This window comes from Dyella sp. LX-66, assembly GCF_018599165.1.
In the GTDB taxonomy this organism is placed as follows: Bacteria; Pseudomonadota; Gammaproteobacteria; order Xanthomonadales; family Rhodanobacteraceae; genus Dyella_D; species Dyella_D marensis.
On the sequence record NZ_JAHFVJ010000017.1, the window covers coordinates 23,836 to 43,091 of the forward strand.

Consider the following 19,256-nt stretch of genomic DNA (forward strand, 5'->3'; position numbering starts at 1 on the left):
CCTCAGTTGGACCAGCCGCCGTCCACGATGTGCACGGTGCCGGTGGTGAAGCCTGCTTCGTCGGAAGCCAGATACAGCGCCAGCATGGCGATCTCCTCGGGAGTGCCCAGGCGCCCCATCGGCTGGCGTTCGACAAAGCCGCGCCACACCGCGTCCTCGTCGCCGCCCAGCGCGCGCACGCGGTCGCCGAGCGAGGGCGTCTTCACCGTGCCGGGGCAGATCGCGTTGCAGCGGATGCCGCGCGATACGAAGTCGGCGGCGATGGACTTGGTCAGGCCGATCACCGCCGCCTTGGTGGTCGAATAGGCGAAGCGGTTCGGCACGCCCTTGATGCTCGACGCCACCGAGGACATGTTGACGATGCTGCCGCCGCCGCGTTCCAGCATGGCCGGCAGCAGGCGCTGGCACAGGTGGAACATGCTGTCGACGTTGATCGCGAACGAGCGCTTCCAGGCCGTGTCGTCGGTGTCCAGGATGGTGCCGGCGTGCACGAAGCCCGCGCAGTTGAACAGCACGTCGAACGGCGGATGGCTGGCGACCAGGCGGTCGATCTGCGCCGGGTCGGTCACGTCCAGGCGTTCGGTGTGCACGTCCGGCGCTTCGGCGGAAAGCGCGGCCAGCGCCTTTTCGTCGATATCGGTGGCCAGCACGCGCGCGCCTTCGCGGGCGAAGGCGAGGGCGGTGGCGCGGCCGATGCCGGCGCCGGCCGCGGTGACCAGTGCATGCTTGCCGGCGAGACGGCCGCTCATGCCGGCAGCTCCGGCGTGGTGTCGATGGAGCGAGCGATCATGGCGTGGTCTCCTTGCGGTGCGGATAAGTCATCGGCGCGAGGCGATAGAAGGCAGCGGCGTTGCCGCCGAAGATCGCTTCCTCGTGGCCGGGGGCGAGGCGCTGCACATAGGCGCGCGCCAGTTCGAACCAGTGCGCGTAATCGCCGCGCAGCGTAAGCACCGGCCAGTCGCTGCCCCACAGCAGGCGCGCGGGGCCGAAGCAGGCGAACAGGTGCTCGATGTAGGGCGCCAGCGCGGCTTCCGCCAGGTTCGGCGCGAGCTGGGTGAGCAGGCCGGAGAACTTGCAGTGCAGCGAGGTGCGCGCGGCCAGGGCGGCGATCGGCCCGGCCCAGGCATCGAAGCTGGCGACGCCGTCGACGATGGGCTTGCCGCCGTGATCGAGCACGGCGCGCAGTTGCGGTTCGCGTTCCAGGCGCGCGAGCAGCGCGGGCAATTGGTCGGGGCGCACCAGCGCGTCGAAGGCCAGGCCGTGGCACTGCAGGCTGGCGAAGGCGGCGTCGAGCTCGCTGCGCGCGAGCCAGTCCGGATCGTCGATGTCCTGCGCCATCGGCCGCAGGCCGAGCAGCAGGCCGTTGCCGTCGCGCACCAGGGCAGCGATGCGCGCGTCGACGTCCGCCGCTTCGACATCCACCCAGCCGACCACGCCGGCCACGGCACGGTCCGCCTGCGCCAGTTCGAACAGGAAGCGCGTTTCCGCCTCGGTCGGCGCGGCCTGCACCAGGATCGCGCGCTGCACGCCGGCGGCGGCGCGGTGCGGGTTCAGTTCGAACGGCAGGAAGTCGCGGCGCAGGACGTGCGGCGCGTCGTCGAGCCAGCCGTAGTCGCCGCGCTGCATGCGCCAGTAGTGCTGGTGGGCGTCGATCGCGTTCATGGCGTCACGGCATGTTCGCCCAGCAGGCCGGCGTCGCGCAGGCGCGGCCACAAGTCGGCGGGTAGCGCCGCGTCGCGCCGGGCGGCGGCGGCATCGGCTTCGTCCGGCGTGCGCATGCCGCAGACCACGGTGGCCACGGCCGGATGGAACAGCGGGAACTGCAAGGCGGCGGCACCGACGCTGGCGCCGGCTTCGGCGCAGACGTCGTAGAAGCGCTGCGCCCGCGCGCGCACCGCGGCGTCCGCCGGCGCGTAGTTGTAGGTGTCGCCGGGCCGCTCGCCGCCGAGCAGGCCGGAGTTGTACGGCGCGGCCGCGAAGATCGACACGCCGCGTTCCAGCGCCTGCGCCATGACCTGCGCGCTCTGTTCCTGCTCGAACAGGGTGTAGCGGCCGGCCAGCATGATCACGTCCAGCTCGAAGCGCGGCATCACTTCCAGGCACACGGCTTCTTCGTTCACGCCCAGCCCGATCGCATCGCACACGCCTTGCTCGCGCAGCTCGGCCAGGGCGGGCAGGGCTTCGTCCAGCGCCTGGCGCAGCACGCGCAAGTGTTGCGCGCCATGGGTGAGGGCGCCGATGTCGTGCAGCAGCAGTACGTCGACATGGTCGACGCCCAGGCGGCGCAGGCTGGCTTCCACCGCGCGGTGCACGCCGTCGCGGCTGTAGTCGAACACCGCGCGCTTGCCGGCCACGTCGAAGCCGTCGGCCAGCGGGTCGCGGCCGGGCGCGTCCTCGATCAGGCGGCCGACTTTGGTAGACAGGGTGTAGCTGGCGCGCGGTACGCCGGCCAGCGCGCCGCCGAGGCGTTCCTCGGCCAGGCCGTAGCCGTAGTAGGGCGCCGTGTCGAAATGGCGGATGCCGTGCTGCCAGGCGCGCTCGACCGCCAGGCGGGCGCTCGCTTCGTCCACTCCCGCGTACAGGTTGCCGATGGGGGCACCGCCGAAGGCGAGCCGCGACACCGCGGGACCTCGCCGGGGCGGGCGCCGCTCGGCGCCTCGCGGGTTGGGAATGCCTGGATCGGCCATGCAGAAACTCCGCTCGCTGGGCGCCCCCGGTACCGGCCTCGGTGAGGGCTCGGACGGGGACTTTGGCCCATGCGCGGGTCCCCTCTCAAATGCCCGCGCCGGGTATCGAATCAGTGTGCACCTATGAAATGTGTATTTACAAGTGGAAATCGGCCAGTGCGTAAGACAGATGAAATTTGTGTTGCAACGCGACTTGAAACGATCTAAGTAAATATGAACCATCGGTTCGCCGGTGAAGTCGGCGAAGTTCCACTCGGCCGGCGAAATCGCCGCCGCAGCGGCATCTGGGGAAGTAAGGGGAGGTTTGGCGTGGACCGGCACGAAACCACTTCAGCGCTCGCTGGGGCCACTTGGCCAGCGGAGAGCGTGCTTGGCGCGCTGCCTCCGGCAGGGCGCGGCCCCGGCCGTCCCACCGTGGTTCCGGATGGTGCGCCCTCGACCGGCGCGGCCGCCAGCCGCGCTCCGTTCCTGGCCGCCGACGTCGGCGGCACCCATGCACGCCTCGCGCTGATGGCGCCGGGCAGCGGCGCGGGCGGCCCGGTGGTGCAGGCGTACCGGATCTTCCGCTGCGGCGAGCACGCCAGCTTCGCCGCCATCGTGCGCGCCTTCCTCGACGGCCTGGCCATGCGGCCGCGCGAACTGGTGCTGGCCTGCACCGGCTGCGCGCACGAAGGCGTGCTGATCAACGAAAGCCTGCCCTGGCGCATCGAGCCGGCGGCGCTGGCCGCCGAGCTGCGGCTGGACGAAGTCCACCTGATCAACGATTTCGTCGCGCTCACGCATGCGGCGCCATACATCGACACCGCGCGTTCGCCGGTGCTGCACACCGCCGCGCGCGCCGCCTCCACGCCCGGCCCCATCGTGGTGGTCGGGCCGGGCACCGGGCTGGGCGCCGCGGTGCGCCTGCCCGGTTCGCCGCCGGTGGTGCTGCCCAGCGAAGCCGGCCAGATGCAATTGGCCGCGCGCGTGGGCCGCGAGCAGGACGTGATGCGCCTGCTGGCCGACCGCGATGCGCATATCTCCTACGAAGCCGTGCTGTCCGGCCCCGGCGTGCTGCGCGTGTACGAAGCGCTGTGCCGCGAGCAGGGCAAGGCGCCGGCGTGCGCGGAACCGGCGGCCGTCACCGCCGCGGCGATCGCCGGCAGCGATCCGCGCGCCAGGGAAACGCTGGACCTGTTCTGCGGCTGGCTGGGTTCCTTCGCCGGCGACCTGGCCATGCTGTACCAGGCCACCGGCGGCATCTATCTGGCGGGCGGGTTCCTCTCGCGCATCGCCGGCTACGTGCGCGCGAGCAGTTTCGTCGAGCGCTTTCTCGACAAAGGCGTGATGCGTCCGTTCCTGCACAACGTGCCGGTGCGCGTTGTCGACCACGGCCAGCTCGGCGTGATCGGCGCCGCCAGCTGGTACCTGGACCAGCCGGCGCGGCACTGATGCGGGCATCGATGCACATGCTGGCGCTGGTGCTGATCGCGGCCTCGTTCGCGGCCGCCGCCGGCACGCCGGATGCGCGCACCATCGAAGCGCAGTGGCGCGAGGCGAACCGGCCTTACGACGGCGCACGCGCCGCGCTGCTGAAAGACGTCGACGCACAGGCCTGGCAAGGCCCGTTCTCGCCCGACTGGGACACGCTGACCCACTACCGCGCGCCGGACTGGTACCGCGATGCCAAGTTCGGCGTGTTCATCCACTGGGGCGTGTATTCGGTGGCCGCGTACAAGGGTGAGTGGTATCCGCGCCATATGTACGAACGCGAAGGCAAGTACGCCGATTACCACCAGCACCAGGTCGACACCTATGGCGCGCAGGCAGGCTACAAGGAGCTGATTCCGCGCTTCACGGCGGAGAAGTTCGACCCCGCCGCCTGGGCGAAACTGTTCCGCGAAGCCGGCGCGCGCTACGTGGTGCCGGTGGCGGAGCATCACGACGGCTTCGCCATGTACGACTCGCGCTTAAGCGACTGGACCGCGGTGAAGATGGGTCCGAAGCGCGACGTGATCGGCCAGCTCGCCAAGGCCGTGCGCGCCGAGGGCATGAAGCTCGGCCTTTCCTCGCACCGCGCCGAGCACGACTGGTTCTTCTCCTTCGGCCGCCAGTTCGATTCCGACGTCAACGACCCGCGCTATGCGGCGCTGTACGGCCCCGCGTATCCGCTGCAGGGCGCCAAGGGCGAAGACGGCAAGGAACACGACTGGACCTTTGTTTCGGACGCCTATCTCGACGACTGGCTGGCCCGTTCCGGCGAGATCGTCGAAGGCTACAAGCCCGACCTGATGTACTTCGACTGGTGGGTGGACCAGCCGCGCTTCCGCGGCGCGCTGGCCCGTTTCGCCGCGTTCTACTACAACCAGGCCGCTGCGCGCGGGCAGGGCGTGGTGCTCAACTACAAGCTCGACGGCATGCGTGCCGGCAGCGGCACCTTGAATATCGAACGCGGCCAGGCCGCGGACATCCGCCCGCAGCCGTGGCAGACCGAAACCTCGGTCAGCCGCGAATCCTGGGGCTATGTCGAGCACGACAGCTACAAAGACCCGGACGAGATCGTGCACCTGCTGGCCGACGTGGTCAGCAAGAACGGCAACCTGCTGTTGAACGTCGGCCCCAAGGGCGACGGCAGCATGCCGCCGGAAGCGGTGGCGATCCTGCACGCGGTGGGCGGCTGGCTGCATGCCAACGGCGAGGCGATCTACGGCACGCGTCCCTGGCAGCGCTACGGCGAAGGCCCGACGCAAGTGGCGGCGGGCACCATGCAGGACAGCAAGACCAAGCCCTACACCGCCGAGGACTTCCGCTTCACCACGCGCGACGGCCGGCTGTATGCGATCGAGCTGGGCCAACCGAAAGACGGCCGCGCGGTGATCCATTCCATCGGCGCCGATCAGCGCGTACGCCGCGTCACCTTGCTGGCCAGCGGCGCCGACATTCCCTTCGAGCAGCAGGCGGACGGCCTGCATCTGCGCCTCCCCACTCTCCCCACTGGACCGCACGCCTATGCCTATCGCATCGAACTGCACTGAGCCGCGCCGCCCGCGCCGCCGCCTTGCCGCCGCGCTGCTGTGCGCCTGCGCCGGCTTCGCCGCGCACGCGCAGGACGCCACCGCGCCGACCGCCAAGACGCAGAGTCCGCGGCGCAACAGCGAGCTGTGGGAGCAGGCCAGCGCCAAGTTCGAACCGCAGCGCCGCGCGCTGCTGGCCGAGGTGGAGAAGGGTGAAGCCGCCGGTCCGTTCCGCGCCGACTGGGCCTCTTTGCAGGGCTACCGTTCGCCCGGCTGGTACGACGACGCCAAGTTCGGCATCTTCATCCACTGGGGCGTGTATTCGGTGCCGGCCTTCGGCAGCGAGTGGTATTCGCGCAACATGTACGTGCAGGGCAGCAAGGAATTCGCCCATCACGTGGCCACCTACGGCCCGCAGGCGAAGTTCGGCTACAAGGACTTCATCCCGATGTTCAAGGCGGAGAAGTTCGATCCCGCCGCCTGGGCCAAGCTGTTCCACGATGCCGGCGCGCGCTACGTGGTGCCGGTGGCGGAGCATCACGATGGCTTCGCCATGTACGACTCCAAGCTCAGTGATTGGACCGCGGTAAAGATGGGTCCCAAGCGCGACGTCATCGGCCAGCTGGCCAAGGCGATCCGCGCCGAAGGCCTGCACTTTGGCCTCTCTTCGCATCGCGCCGAGCACGACTGGTTCATGGGCAACGGCCGCGAGTTCGCTTCCGACGTCAACGATCCCAAGTACGCCGAGTTCTACGGCCCCGCGCAGCTGCGCATGAGCGGCCCGGACAGCGACAATCTTTCCGGCGACTTCACCTACGTCTCGCAGGCCTGGCTGGACGACTGGCTGGCGCGCACCACCGAGCTGATCGACGACTACCATCCGGACCTCATCTACTTCGACTGGTGGATCGGCCACCCGACCTTCCGCAACTCGCTGCCGAAGATGCTGGCCTACTACTACAACCAGGGCGCCACGCGCGGCGGCGTGGTGGTCAACTACAAGTTCGGCGAGTTCGCCGACGGCGCCGGCACCTACGACGTGGAGCGCGGCCGCCTCACCGGCATCAATCCCACGCATTGGCAGACCGACACCTCGATCAGCAACGACTCCTGGGGCTTCGTCGAGCACGACACCTACAAGCAGCCGCAGGAACTGATCCAGCTGCTGGTCGACGTGGTGAGCAAGAACGGCAACCTGCTGTTGAATATCGGCCCGCGCGCCGACGGCAGCATTCCGCAGGCCGCGCAGGACACCTTGCATTCCATCGGCCGCTGGCTGAAGACCAATGGCGAGGCGATCTACAGCACCACGCCCTGGCGCCAGTTCGGCGAGGGCCCGACCGAAGTGGTCGGCGGCTCGTTCCAGGACACCAAGAGCAAGGCCAATACCGCGCAGGATTTCCGCTTCACCAAACATGGCGACAAGCTCTACGCCATCGAGCTGGCCTGGCCGGCCGACGGCAAGGCGGTGATCCATGCCGTCAAGGCCAGCGACGGCGTGAAGGCGGTGAGCCTGCTCGCCAACGGCAAGGCGGTGGCGTTCAAGCAGCAGGACGACGGCCTGCACCTGACCCTGCCCGCCAAGCCGGTTGGCGAATACGCGTATGTGCTGCGCATCGAACTGGGGGCTCCGTGATGCGGCGCCTGCTACTGCTTGCCTTGTTGTTGCTGCTGCCGGCGCTGGCCAGCGCGCGCATTCCCGGCGCGATGTTCTATCTGATGGGCACGCCCAAATCGATGGCCTCGTTCGAGGCGCACGCCGACAAGATCGGCGTGGTGGTGCCCACCTGGTATCACGTGGACGAAAGCGGCCTGGTCTCCGGCGAACCGAATCCGCTGGTGATGCAGATCGCCAAGCAGCATCGCATGCCGGTGATGCCGATCCTTTCGGCCGGCGGCGTGCGCGACAAGTTCCACCAGCTGCTGCACGACGAGGCGGCGAAGAAGGCAATGATCGCCGCGCTGGTGGAGCAGGGCACCAAGCACGGCTACCTCGGCTTCCAGTTCGATTTCGAGAACATCGACTGGAACGACCGCGACGCACTCAGCCTGATGACCAAGCAGACCGCGGAAGCGCTGCACAAGCACGGCCTGCAACTGTCCATCGCGGTGGTGCCGAATGCGCCCGGCTACGCGGGCGGAGGCGGTTTCGCGCAGTGGATGTGGAAGTTCTGGCGCGGCGCCTACGACCTCAAGGCACTGGGCCAGTCGGCCGACCTGATCTGCCTGATGACTTACGACCAGCACACGCGCTGGACCACGCCCGGCCCGGTGGGCGGCATGCCGTGGACGGTGCAGCACCTGGAATACGCCCTGACCCTGGTGCCGAAGGACAAGCTCTCGGTGGGCATCGCCACCTACGGCTATCACTGGTACACCGCCGATCCGCGCCGCGACGACGGCAAGGAGGAGTCGAACATCGCCGCCTCGTACATCGACGCGGACGAGTCCTTCCCGCTGGCCCGGCAGTACGGCGCCACCATCCAGTGGGACCCGGTGGAGCACGAGAGCTGGTTCTGGTTCTACCGCGACGGCATGCGCGAATGGGTGTTCCTGCCCGACGCGCGCGCCTTCACCGATCGCGTGGCCCTGGTCAAGCAATACGGCCTGCAGGGCTATTGCTCCTGGGTGCTGGGCGCCGAGGATCCGAAAGTATGGGACGCACTGCCGGAGGCGACACGATGAGGAAGCACAAGGTGCTGCGCCTGGGACTGGGCGCGCTGGCGCTGGCCTGGTGCGCGTTCGCGCATGCGGGCCTGGCGCTGCTGCCGTATCCGAAGCAGGTGGAAGAGGGCAAGGGCAGCTTCGTGCTGGACAAGAAGGTCGCCATCGAGGCGCCGGCCGATGCGCGCTCGAAGGAGATCGCCTCCTTCCTGCATGACGCGGTGCAGGCGCAGGCGGGTCTCGATCTGCCTATCGGCAGCCGGGGCCGGCGCATCGCGCTGCAGCTCGATCCGCAGATTGCCGGCGAAGAGGCTTATCGCCTCGACGTCACGCCGCGCGGCATCGAGATCCGCGCATCCACCGACAAGGGCCTGTTCTGGGGCGTGCAGACGCTGCGCCAGCTGCTGCCGGCGGATGTTGCCGGGTCGGCCAAGGTAACGATACCAACGGTACGCATCGAGGATGCGCCGGCCTTCGTCTACCGCGGCCACATGCTCGACGTGGGCCGGCATTTCTATCCCGTGTCGTTTATCGAGAAGCAGCTGGACCTGATGAGCTACTACAAGCTCAACGTGTTCCGCTGGCATCTCACCGAAGACCAGGGCTGGCGCATCGAGATCAAGCGCTATCCCAAGCTCACCGAAGTCGGCGCGTGGCGCACCGAGGCCGATGGCAGCCGCTACGGCGGCTTCTACACGCAGGACCAGATCCGCGAAGTGGTCGAGTACGCGCGCCAGCGCAACATCATGGTGATTCCGGAGATCGAGATGCCGGGCCACAGCTCGGCGGCGATCGCCGCTTACCCGGAGCTGTCCTGCGCGAAGAAGCCGATTCCCGTGCAGACCGGCTGGGGCGTGTTCAGCGACGTGTTCTGCCCGGCGGACGAGAACGTCTATGTGTTCCTGCAGAACGTGCTGGACGAAGTGCTGCCGCTGTTCCCCTCGCCCTACGTGCATATCGGCGGCGACGAAGTGCCGGCCGGCGCATGGAGCCATTGCGAGGCCTGCGACAAGCTGATCCGCGACGAAGGCCTGGAAAACGAAGCGGGCCTGCAGAGCTATTTCATCCGCCGCATGCAGGTGTACCTGGCCGGCAAGGGCAAGACCATGATCGGCTGGGACGAGGTCCTGGAAGGCGGCGTGGACTCCGCCGCCGTGGTCGAGGTGTGGCGCGGCGATGCCGGCTTCCATAAGGCGTTCGCCAACGGCAATCGCGTCGTCAATGCCAGCCCGTACTACCTCGACTCGCCGCTGTCGCGGCTGAGCGTGGAAAAGCTCTACCTGGTCGATCCGCTCGGCGATGCCGACTACGCGCAAAGCAAACTGGTGCTCGGCGCCGAGGCGCCGCTGTGGAGCGAGCGCGCCGATCCGCTGAATGCCGAGCAGCGCCTGTATCCGCGCCTGCTCGCCTTCGCCGAGCGCCTGTGGCGCGGCGGCAGCGCCGATGCCGCGGCCTATGCGGATTTCCACCAGCGCCTGGCCGCGCACTACCCGCGGCTGGATGCGTGGCAGGTGGCATACGGGCCGGAAGACCGCAACACCGCCGACTACACGGTCACCGCCAACGCCGCCCACGACGGCTGGCAGGTCAGCGCGCAGCGCGGTTTCGACGACGTCGTCACGCACTACACCACCGACGGCAGCGAGCCCACCGCGGCCTCGCCTTCGTTCACGGATGTATTGGATCTGAAACAGCCCGGCACCTTGCGCGTGGTGCCGTTCCGCCGCGACCGCGCCTACGACCATCCTCGCGCGTTCCAGCTGGAGCGCAGCGCCAGCTTCGGCGCGGCGGCCAGCGCGGATCCGGCCCCTGACGCGGCCTACAGCGGCCACGGCGCCGCCACGCTCACCGACGGCGTGCTGGGCAGCGGCGAGTTCAAGAGCGGCGCCTGGCTGGGCTGGGAGGAAATCGATCCCAAGCTGAGCCTGGATCTGGGCAGCGTCACCGAGCTGCACGAAGTGAGCGTGGGCGTGCTGCAGCAGGACGAATCCTGGATCTGGTGGCCGCGCAAGGTGCGCTTCGCCGCCTCGGAGGACGGCAAGCACTGGACCACCCTGCGCGACGTGAAGATCAAGCCGATCGAACGCGATCATGTGGCCCATATACAGCGTGTGGCCTATACGGCCGCGCGCCCGTTCCGCGCACGCTATCTGCGGGTGGAACTGACCCGGCATCCGGCGGAAGACCAGCGCCATACCTGGACCTTCGTCGACGAAATCCTGGCGCGCTGAGGGAGCGCGCCGGCAACAGGAGCAACAAGCGGTACGTCACGCCTTCGGGGGAAGGCATCCATCTAACGGGGAGGAGTTAAACCATGTCGCACATCGCACTACGCCGTCACAGACTCGCCAGCGCACTCGCGCTGGTGCTGCTGCCCACGTTCGCGCTGCACGCGCAGGACGCCGGCACCAACCAGGCCCAGTCGCAGGACCAGGCCGCGCAAGGGGAAAAGAAGGCCAAGACGCTGGACAAGGTCGTCGTCACCGGTTCGCGCATCGCGCGCGCCGAAGTGGAAGGACCGGCGCCGGTCAACATCATCAAGGGCGAGGACATCCAGAAGCAGGGCTTCAACACCGTGTTCGAGGTGATGAACTCGATCACCCAGGCCGGCATCGCCGAAACGCCGCCGAGCTGGGGCAGCACCTCGGTCAACGCGCGCCAGCTCAACCTGCGCAACATGGGTTCCAACCGCAGCCTGCTGCTGATCGATGGCCATCGCGTCACCGATTACCCGATGCCGGCCAACGGCAAGACCAACTTCCAGAACTACAACAACATTCCCACCGGCATGATCGACCGCATCGAGGTGCTGGCCACCGGCGCCTCGGCGATCTACGGTTCGGACGCCATCGCCGGCGTGGTCAACATCATCCTGAAGAAGAACTACCAGGGTGACGACATCAAGGTGCAGGTCGGCAGTTCCACCCGCGGCGGACGCGACTTCGGCGACATCAACTTCGTCGGCGGCCGTTCGGGCGACAACTGGAGCGTGGTGTACAACCTGCAGCGCAGCCACCGCACGCCGCTGTGGGGCCGCGACCGCCGCTATACCGATTCGGATGCCGACGCCGGCTACGGCGCCTGGGACCAGAACGCGCGCATGTTCGGCTACCCGCGCTACACCGGCCTGATGCTGGCCGACGGCAACGGCAACTACATCACGCCGCCGGCGGGCGCCTGCAACCAGCGTGGCTTCAAGAACAACTTCAGCCAGTACCACAAGCAGAGCGTGGCGACCAACGGCAACACCGTCGATCCCACCAACATCACCGACCTCGGCAGCTACTGCGCGCAGAACGACCTGTTCGGCAACTGGGTGCTGACGCCCGGCCGCGACGACCGCGATGCCTACGTGTCCGGCACCTACGACTTCGGCGGCGGCCTGCAGGCCTACGGTTCGGTGGGCTATTGGGAAACCCATGGCGTGTCCAACACCGAGCTGCCGTTCCTGTATCCGATGGGCGGCATCCCGGGTTCGTTCTACGACCAGGGCACGGGCCAGGTGATCACCAACTATTTCCGCCAGCTCACGCCGGGCGAAATGGGCGGCTACGGCAATACCCACGACGACGAAAAGAACTGGGACATCCACGCCGGCCTGCGCGGCACCCTGTTCGACAACCGCTTCAACTGGGACTTGAACGTCGGCCACGCCAAGTACATCGTGCGCGAGAGCTACACCGGCCTGAACGAGCAGGGCATGTTCAATTACTTCTTCGGCCCGCAGCAGGGCACCACCACCGTGGGCGGCGAGGAGTATCCGGTCTATACGATCAACCAGCAGCGCTTCTGGAATCCGATCTCCACGGCCGACTACCGCACGTTTGCCGTGACCGGCCAGAACACCGCGGTGTCGTGGATGGACCAGGCCTCGCTGAACCTCACCGGCGACCTGTTCAACACCTGGGCCGGCCCGGTCGGCTTCGCCGGCGTGCTGGAAGCCAACCACCAGGGCTACAAGCTGACGCCCGATGCGCGCGGCAATACCACCACCTTCGGCGATCCCTTCCAGGACTACAACGCCGGCGGCGGTACCCGCATGCGCCTGTCGGCCGGTACCGAGTTCCGCGTGCCGCTGTCGGACACGCTGACCTGGAGCCTGTCCGGCCGCCTGGACAAGTACCGCGACGCCAGCGATGCCGACATCGCCCGCACCTGGGGCACGGCGATCGAGTGGCGCCCGGTGACCGGCCTGCTGCTGCGCGGCACCTACGGCACCAACTTCCACGCGCCGGACATGCAGTACCTGTACAAGCAGGACTCGCTGTCGACCAAGGGCATCTACTCCGACTACTACCAGTGCATCGCCGCCAACCAGTCGGTGTGTCCGGCCATCCAGCACACCACGTACTACACCTTGCATGCCGCCGGCGGCCAGAACCTGCTGCCGGAAGAAGGCCATGCCTGGACCTATGGCTTCGTGTGGGACGTCAACTGGGTCGAGGGCCTGTCGATCTCCGCCGACTACTGGCACATGGGCATCGACAACGCCATCGATAACGTCGGCGAAGACGACGTGCTGAAGGACGAGGCGGGTTGCCGCACCGGCCTGCAGGTGGGCGGCGCGCCGTACACCCTGCATCCGCAGGGTTCGGAGTACTGCAAGCAGATCATCGCCAACGTGATCCGCGACGGGCAGGGCAACATCACCGCCGTCTACACCGGTCCGATCAACCAGAACAAGCTGTACGTCAGCGGCGTGGACGCCAACGTCAGCTATCGCTGGAAGACCCAGAACTGGGGTGCGTTCAACTTCTCGCTGGACTGGACCGACAACCTCTCGTACAAGCTGCGCAAGTACGCCAGCGATCCGTTGCTCAACACCCGCTACGACCGCGTCGCCACGCGCACCCGCGCCACCCTGAACTGGCTGAACGGCCCGTGGGACGTGACGGTGTACGGCGAACGCCAGGGCGGCGTGCGCGCGCCGCACTACGGCGGTTGCGAGGTGCTGGCCAACGGCATCACGCCGTCGCTGGGCGATCCGTCCTGCGTGGTCTACCACGCCTACACCTCGCCGTGGGTGACCTTCAGCAGCACCGTGGGTTACCGCTTCGACGAGAAGCTGCGGCTCGGCCTGACCGTCACCAATCTGTTCGACAAGGTCGGCAAGATCCCGTACTACGCGGGCGGCTTCGAGTTCATCCCGACGCTGCAGGGCGCCAACTACAACGGCCGCGAGATCTCGCTGCAGGTGGAATACAAGCTCGACTAAGGCAGGACGGCGGGGCGCTCGTTGGCGCCCCGCCGGTTGGTCCGGCTGCCCCGGCCGGGTAACTCACAACATAAGCAGGAACAACACATGTCGAAGTGGTCGCAACGTCTCCTCTGCCTTGCGCTCGGCGCGGGCCTGGCTTTCACCGCCCATGCGCAGAACGCCGTCGGCCTCACCCCGTCGCCGCAGCAATCGCACTGGCAGGACCTGGAGTTCGGCGTGATCGTGCACTTCGGCACCAACACCTTTCTCGACCGCGAATGGGGCGACGGCAAGGCCGACCCGAAGGTGTTCAATCCGGACAAGGTGGACCCCGTGCAGTGGGCGCGCGCCAGCCGTGCGGCCGGCGCCACCTACATGGTAATGGTGGCCAAGCACCACGACGGTTTCGCGCTGTGGCCCACCGAGCAGAGCAACTACTCGGTGAAGAGCAGCCCGTGGATGGGCGGCAAGGGCGATCTGGTGAAGCTGGCCTCGGACGCCGCCGCCAAGGAAGGACTGGAATTCGGCATCTACCTGTCGCCGTGGGACCGCCACGAGCCGCGTTACGCCGACTCCAAGTCCTATGACAACTACTACGTGGCGCAGCTGGGCGAACTGGTACAGCACTACGGCATGCTCGCCGAGTGGTGGCTGGACGGCGCCGGCAGCGCCGGCCACGTCTACGATTTCAAGCGCTATATCGAGGAGCTGCGCACCTACCAGCCCAATGCGGTGGTGTTCGCCGACATGGCGCTGTTCGAATACGGCGACGCGCGCTGGGTCGGCCAGGAAGACGGCCATATCCGCTACGAGAACTGGAACGTGATCGACCGCCACGGCTACGAGCGCTGGCGCCCGGTGGAAGTGGACACGCCGCTGCACAAGCTCCACTGGTTCTGGCACGCCAACGACGAGGCCTCGCTCAAGAGCGTGCCCGAGCTGATGGACATCTGGGAAAGCAGCGTGGGCCGCGGCGGCCAGTTGATGCTCGGCATCGCGCCGGACAATCACGGCCTGCTGCCGGAAGCCGACGTCAAGCGGCTGGAAGAGTTCGGCAAGGCGGTGCAAGCGCGCTACGGCGACGCCGCCAACCTGGCGCGCAAGCATGCGAAGACCGACGAGAACACCGAGCGCGCGCTCGACGGCAACCGCGACAGCTTCTGGTCCGCCCCCGCCGACGCGCGCAGCGCCACGGTGGAAGTGGACTTCGGCAAGCCGGTGACCTTCGACCGCACGCTGTCGATGGAATGGCTGGACGAGGGGCAGGCGGTGCGCCGCTATGCGGTGGAAATCTGGGACGGCCAGGCCTGGAAGGCAGTGGCGCGGGCCGAGGCGATCGGACACAAGAAGATCGATACCTTTGCGCCGGTCACGGCACAGAAGGTACGGTTGCATATCCTGTCCAGCGCGGGCGTCGCGCGCATCCGCGAATTCCAGGTGTTCGACGCCCGGCATTAAGCCCCTCTCCCCTTGGGAGAGGGGTTGGGGTGAGGGTACGGGCGGAGCGCTAGGGTGATGTGCACCGCTCCGGCCGAACCCTCATCCGGCTGCCGCCACCTTCTCCCGGAGGGAGAAGGATTCCAGATCGAAAACTCACGACTACATCGGAACTTTTCATGCAGAGAAGCGCAACGTTCCCCTACTGGTCCGCATTGGCGGTGTCGCTGCTTCTGGCCGGCCCTGCCGCAGCCGCGCAGCTAAGCACGCAATCACTTGAGCAAGGTTGGCAATTCCACATCGCGCCGAAATCGGCCGAGGCCAAGGCTCACGCCGAAGCCGCCGAATGGCGCGCCGCCGAAGTACCGGGCAGCGTGCAGACCGATCTGCTCAAGGCCGGCGTCATCACCGATCCGTTCTATCGCGACAACGAGGCGCGCCTGCAGTGGATCGGCCTGGCCGACTGGGATTACCGGCTGAGCTTCAAGGCCGACCCGGCCACGCTCAAGCGCGGCCACGTGGAGCTGGTGTTCGACGGGCTCGACACCTATGCCGACGTCACCCTCAACGGCCGCAAGCTGGTCGCCGCCGACAACATGTTCCGCCGCTGGCGCGTGCCGGTGAAGGGCGCGCTGCGCTCCGGCGAGAACAAGCTCGAAGTGCACCTGCATTCGCCGATCGCGCGCCTGCAGCCGTGGCTGCTCAAGCAGCCGTACGCGCTGCCGGGCGAGTTCGATTCGGCCTTCGGCGACGAGCCCAAGGGCAAGCAGAGCGCCAACTACATCCGCAAGGCCAACTACCAGTACGGCTGGGACTGGGGCCCGCGCTACGTCACCCTCGGCATCTGGCAGCCGGTGCGGCTGGAGAGCTGGGACGACGTGCGCATGAGCGATTTCCACATCGCCCAGCAGCACGTCGACGCCGACGTGGCCGAACTGCATGCGGAAGCGAACGTGCAGGCCGACCAGGCAGGCAAGGCGAAGCTCACCGTGAGCTGGTCCGACCCCGATGGCAGCCGACAGCAGGCCAGCCAGGACGTCGAACTGCGCAAGGGCGACAACGCGCTCAGCCTGCCGATCCGCATCGAGCATCCGCGCCGCTGGTGGCCGGTCGGCTACGGCGCGCAGGACATGTACCGCTTCGAGCTCACCCTGAGCCGCGACGGCGGCACGCTGGCCGCCGCCAGCCGCGCCACCGGCCTGCGCAGCGTCGAACTGCGCCGCGACAAGGACCAGTGGGGCCGCGGCTTCGCCTTCGTGGTCAACGGCGTGCCGATCTTCGCCAAGGGCGCCAACCTGATTCCGTTCGACAGCTTCCCCAACCGCGCCACGCCCGAGCGCATGGCGCAGATCCTGCGCTCCGCGCGCGACGCCAACATGAACATGCTGCGCATGTGGGGCGGCGGGCATTACCAGAGCGATGCGTTCTACGAGGAAGCCGACCGGCTCGGCCTGATGATCTGGCAGGACTTCATGTTCGGCGGCGCCATCCCGCCCTACGACGAAGCCTTCCGCGAGAACACGCGCATCGAAGCGGTGGAGCAGGTGCGCCGCCTGCGCGACCATCCCAGCATCGTGCTCTGGTGCGGCAACAACGAAGTGCAGACCGGCTGGGAAGCCTGGGACGACCGCAAGAAGTTCAAGGCCTCGCTGGCGCCGGACGAACTGGCGCGCATCGAAAACGGCATGAAGGCGCTGTTCGGCGAAACCCTGCGCAGCGTGGTGCACGAGAACGCGCCCGACGTGCCGTACTGGGCCAGCTCGCCCAGCACCGACTACGAAGGCCCGGCCAACCAGCTTACCGACGGCGACTACCATTCGTGGAGCGTGTGGTCCGGTTCCAAGCCGATCGAGAATTACTTGAGCGAAACGCCGCGCTTCCAGTCCGAGTACGGCCTGCAGTCCTTCCCGGTGATGGCCACCGTGCGCGCCTTTGCTGAAGAGCGCGACCTGGAGCCGAACTCGCCGGTGATGCGCGCGCACCAGAAGTTCGCCAACGGCGACGGCAACGACCGCCTGCTGCTGTATATCCGCAAGTACTACGGCGAGCCGAAGGATTTCGAATCGTTCGTCTATCTGAGCCAGGTGATGCAGGCCGAGGGCATCGAGCTGGCCGCCGAGCATCTGCGCAGCGTGCGGCCGCAGGCGATGGGTTCGCTGTATTGGCAGTTGAACGACGTGTGGCCGGGTGCGTCCTGGTCCAGCGTGGATTACTTCGGCCGCTGGAAGGCGCTGCAGTTCCACGCCCGCCGCTTCTATGCGCCGGTGCGCGTGGTGGCGGTCCATAACGACGGGCATAGCGACGTGTTCGTGGTCTCCGACCGCACCGAGCCGTTCCAGGCCACCTTGCGCAGCCGCGTGATGAGCATGGACGGCAAGGTGCTGCGCGAGAGCAAGCAGGCGCTCAAGGTGGGGCCGTTGGCCAGCGCCAAGGTGGCCAGTCCCACCGATGCCGAACTGCTGCGCAAGGCGGACCCCGCCGGCAGCTTTGCCGTGTACGAGCTGGTGGACGACAAGGGCCGGCTGCTGTCGCGCCACCTGCTGTTCGTCAAGCCGCCGATCGAACTGAAACTGCCCGATCCGGACCTGAAGGCCGAGCTGCGCGACAACGGGCAGGGCGGCCTGCTGGTGATCAGCGCCAAGCGCCTGGCGCGCGAGGTGTGGGTGGATTTCGGCACGCTCGACGCCACGCCGGAAGACAACGCCTTCGACCTGCTGCCCGGCGAGACGCGCGAACTGCGCATCACCAGCGAAGCCGGGATCGACGCCTTGCGCGGCGCGCTGCACGTGCGCTCGCTGGCCGGCGCCACCAAGGGAGACGCCAAGCCGTGAATGCCAACCGCCGCGATGTACTGAAAATGATGTCGTTCGCGCTCGGCGCCGCCGCGGTCGGCGGCCCGGGTCTGATGGCGACTGCGCGTGCCGCCGCCGGCGGTTTCGTCAGCAAGCGTCCGCCGCTGGCCAAGCGCAAATTCACCAGCAAGGCGGTGGAGCAGGTGATCGCGCGCACCAAGGCCAAGATCGCCGACCCGGAACTGGCCTGGCTGTTCGAGAACTGCTATCCCAATACGCTCGACACCACGGTGGAGCTGGGCACGCTGCGCGGCAAGCCGGATACCTTCGTGGTCACCGGCGATATCGACGCGATGTGGCTGCGCGATTCCTCGGCCCAGGTCTGGCCCTACGTGCCGCTGGCGAAACAGGACGCCGACCTGCGCCGGCTGTTCCGCGGCCTGATCCGCCGCCAGGCCGTGTGCATCGCGATCGATCCGTATGCCAACGCCTTCCTGCCCGATCCCACCGCCAAGACCAATCTGGACTGGGCGCAGCACGACGTCACCGACATGCGCCCCGGCGTGGCCGAGCGCAAATGGGAAATCGATTCGCTGTGCTATCCGGTGCGCCTGGCCACGGCGTACTGGAAAGCCACCGGCGACCGCGAGCCCTTCGACGACGACTGGCGCGCCGCGATGCGCCTGGTGGCGAAGACCTTCCGCGAGCAGCAGCGCAAGGACGGCCCGGGGCCGTACCGTTTCCAGCGGCAGTCGCTGATTCCCACCGAAAGCCTGTTCCTCGGCGGCTACGGCAGCCCGGCCAAGCCGGTGGGGCTGATCCATTCGATGTTCCGTCCTTCCGACGACGCCTGTCTGTATCCGCTGTTCATTCCCGCCAACCTGTTCGCCGTGCACGTGCTGCGCGAGCTGGGCGCGATGACGCAGAGCCTGTTCAACGACGCGGCTTTTGCGCAGGAGTGCAAGGCGCTGGCCGACGAAGTGCAGCAGGCCGCCGAAAAGTACGGCGTGATGCGCGACGAGCAGGGCAGGGAGTTCTGGGCCTACGAAGTGGACGGCTACGGCAACCAGCTGTTCATGGACGACGCGAATGCGCCGGGCCTGCTCAGCCTGGCGTATCTGGGCTGCTGTCCGGTGGACGATGCGCGCTATCGCCGCACGCGCGAGCTGGCGTGGAGCACGCGCAATCCGTATTTCTTCTCGGGCAAGGCCGCCGAAGGCGTCGGCGGTCCGCATGAAGGCCTGCGCATGATCTGGCCGATGTCGATCATGATGCGCGCCTTCACCAGCACCGACGAAGCGCAGACGCGCCAGTGCCTGCAGTGGCTGAAGACCACGCATGCCGGCAGCGGCTTCATGCACGAGGCGTTCGACCAGGACGATCCGGCGCATTTCACCCGGTCCTGGTTTGCCTGGGCCAATACGCTGTTCGGCGAACTGATCGTCGAATTGGCGCAGCGGCAGCCGGCCTTGCTGCGCGCTTGAGG

Annotated in this window: 12 protein-coding genes; 9 read left to right on the forward strand and 3 right to left on the reverse strand. The window is 67.6% G+C overall.

Translation table 11 applies throughout. From position 1 onward, the window contains the following. Positions 1-2: 2 nt before the first annotated feature. From KK141_RS21155 to KK141_RS21165, 3 genes are read right to left on the reverse strand one after another with little or no spacing between them, the layout of a single operon-like run. Positions 3-749 carry an SDR family oxidoreductase gene (locus KK141_RS21155; RefSeq protein ID WP_214573003.1) on the reverse strand — a complete coding sequence of 249 codons (747 nt, stop codon included), beginning with the start codon at positions 747-749 and terminating at the stop codon, positions 3-5. A 37-nt stretch (positions 750-786) separates the two neighbouring features. Next, on the reverse strand, positions 787-1,662 hold the full coding sequence (locus KK141_RS21160) for an amidohydrolase family protein (protein WP_214573004.1): 876 nt from the start codon (positions 1,660-1,662) through the stop codon (positions 787-789). Next, positions 1,659-2,621, reverse strand: a complete 963-nt coding sequence (locus KK141_RS21165; protein WP_345777624.1) for an aldo/keto reductase — start codon at positions 2,619-2,621, stop codon at positions 1,659-1,661. Before KK141_RS21165 ends, KK141_RS21160 begins: the two co-directional genes overlap by 4 nt. A 432-nt stretch (positions 2,622-3,053) precedes the next feature. Between KK141_RS21165 and KK141_RS21170 the strand changes: the two genes are divergently transcribed. From KK141_RS21170 to KK141_RS21210, 9 genes are all read left to right on the forward strand, one after another. After that, positions 3,054-4,118, forward strand: a complete 1,065-nt coding sequence (locus tag KK141_RS21170; protein ID WP_345777625.1) for a glucokinase — start codon at positions 3,054-3,056, stop codon at positions 4,116-4,118. 17 nt (positions 4,119-4,135) lie between these two features. Further along, positions 4,136-5,701 (forward strand): alpha-L-fucosidase, encoded by a 1,566-nt coding sequence (locus KK141_RS21175; protein ID WP_214573035.1) that lies wholly within the window; start codon positions 4,136-4,138, stop codon positions 5,699-5,701. After that, entirely contained in the window at positions 5,676-7,316 is a 1,641-nt protein-coding gene (locus KK141_RS21180) for an alpha-L-fucosidase (protein ID WP_214573007.1), read from the forward strand. The genes KK141_RS21175 and KK141_RS21180 overlap by 26 nt, the downstream gene beginning before the upstream one ends. Further along, positions 7,313-8,365, forward strand: a complete 1,053-nt coding sequence (locus KK141_RS21185; protein ID WP_214573008.1) for a glycosyl hydrolase family 18 protein — start codon at positions 7,313-7,315, stop codon at positions 8,363-8,365. Before KK141_RS21180 ends, KK141_RS21185 begins: the two co-directional genes overlap by 4 nt. Further along, positions 8,362-10,575, forward strand: coding sequence for a family 20 glycosylhydrolase (locus KK141_RS21190; RefSeq protein WP_214573009.1), 2,214 nt, complete (start codon positions 8,362-8,364; stop codon positions 10,573-10,575). Before KK141_RS21185 ends, KK141_RS21190 begins: the two co-directional genes overlap by 4 nt. Before the next feature lie 83 nt (positions 10,576-10,658). Beyond that, positions 10,659-13,559 carry a TonB-dependent receptor gene (locus KK141_RS21195; protein WP_214573010.1) on the forward strand — a complete coding sequence of 967 codons (2,901 nt, stop codon included), beginning with the start codon at positions 10,659-10,661 and terminating at the stop codon, positions 13,557-13,559. 87 nt (positions 13,560-13,646) lie between these two features. Next, positions 13,647-14,999 (forward strand): alpha-L-fucosidase, encoded by a 1,353-nt coding sequence (locus KK141_RS21200; protein WP_214573011.1) that lies wholly within the window; start codon positions 13,647-13,649, stop codon positions 14,997-14,999. Positions 15,000-15,157: 158 nt separating this feature from the next. Beyond that, a complete protein-coding gene (locus KK141_RS21205; RefSeq protein ID WP_214573012.1) occupies positions 15,158-17,809 on the forward strand; it encodes a glycoside hydrolase family 2 protein in 2,652 nt (883 codons plus the stop codon). A gap of 26 nt (positions 17,810-17,835) precedes the next feature. After that, a complete protein-coding gene (locus tag KK141_RS21210; RefSeq protein WP_214573036.1) occupies positions 17,836-19,254 on the forward strand; it encodes a glycoside hydrolase family 125 protein in 1,419 nt (472 codons plus the stop codon). Positions 19,255-19,256: the final 2 nt, after the last annotated feature.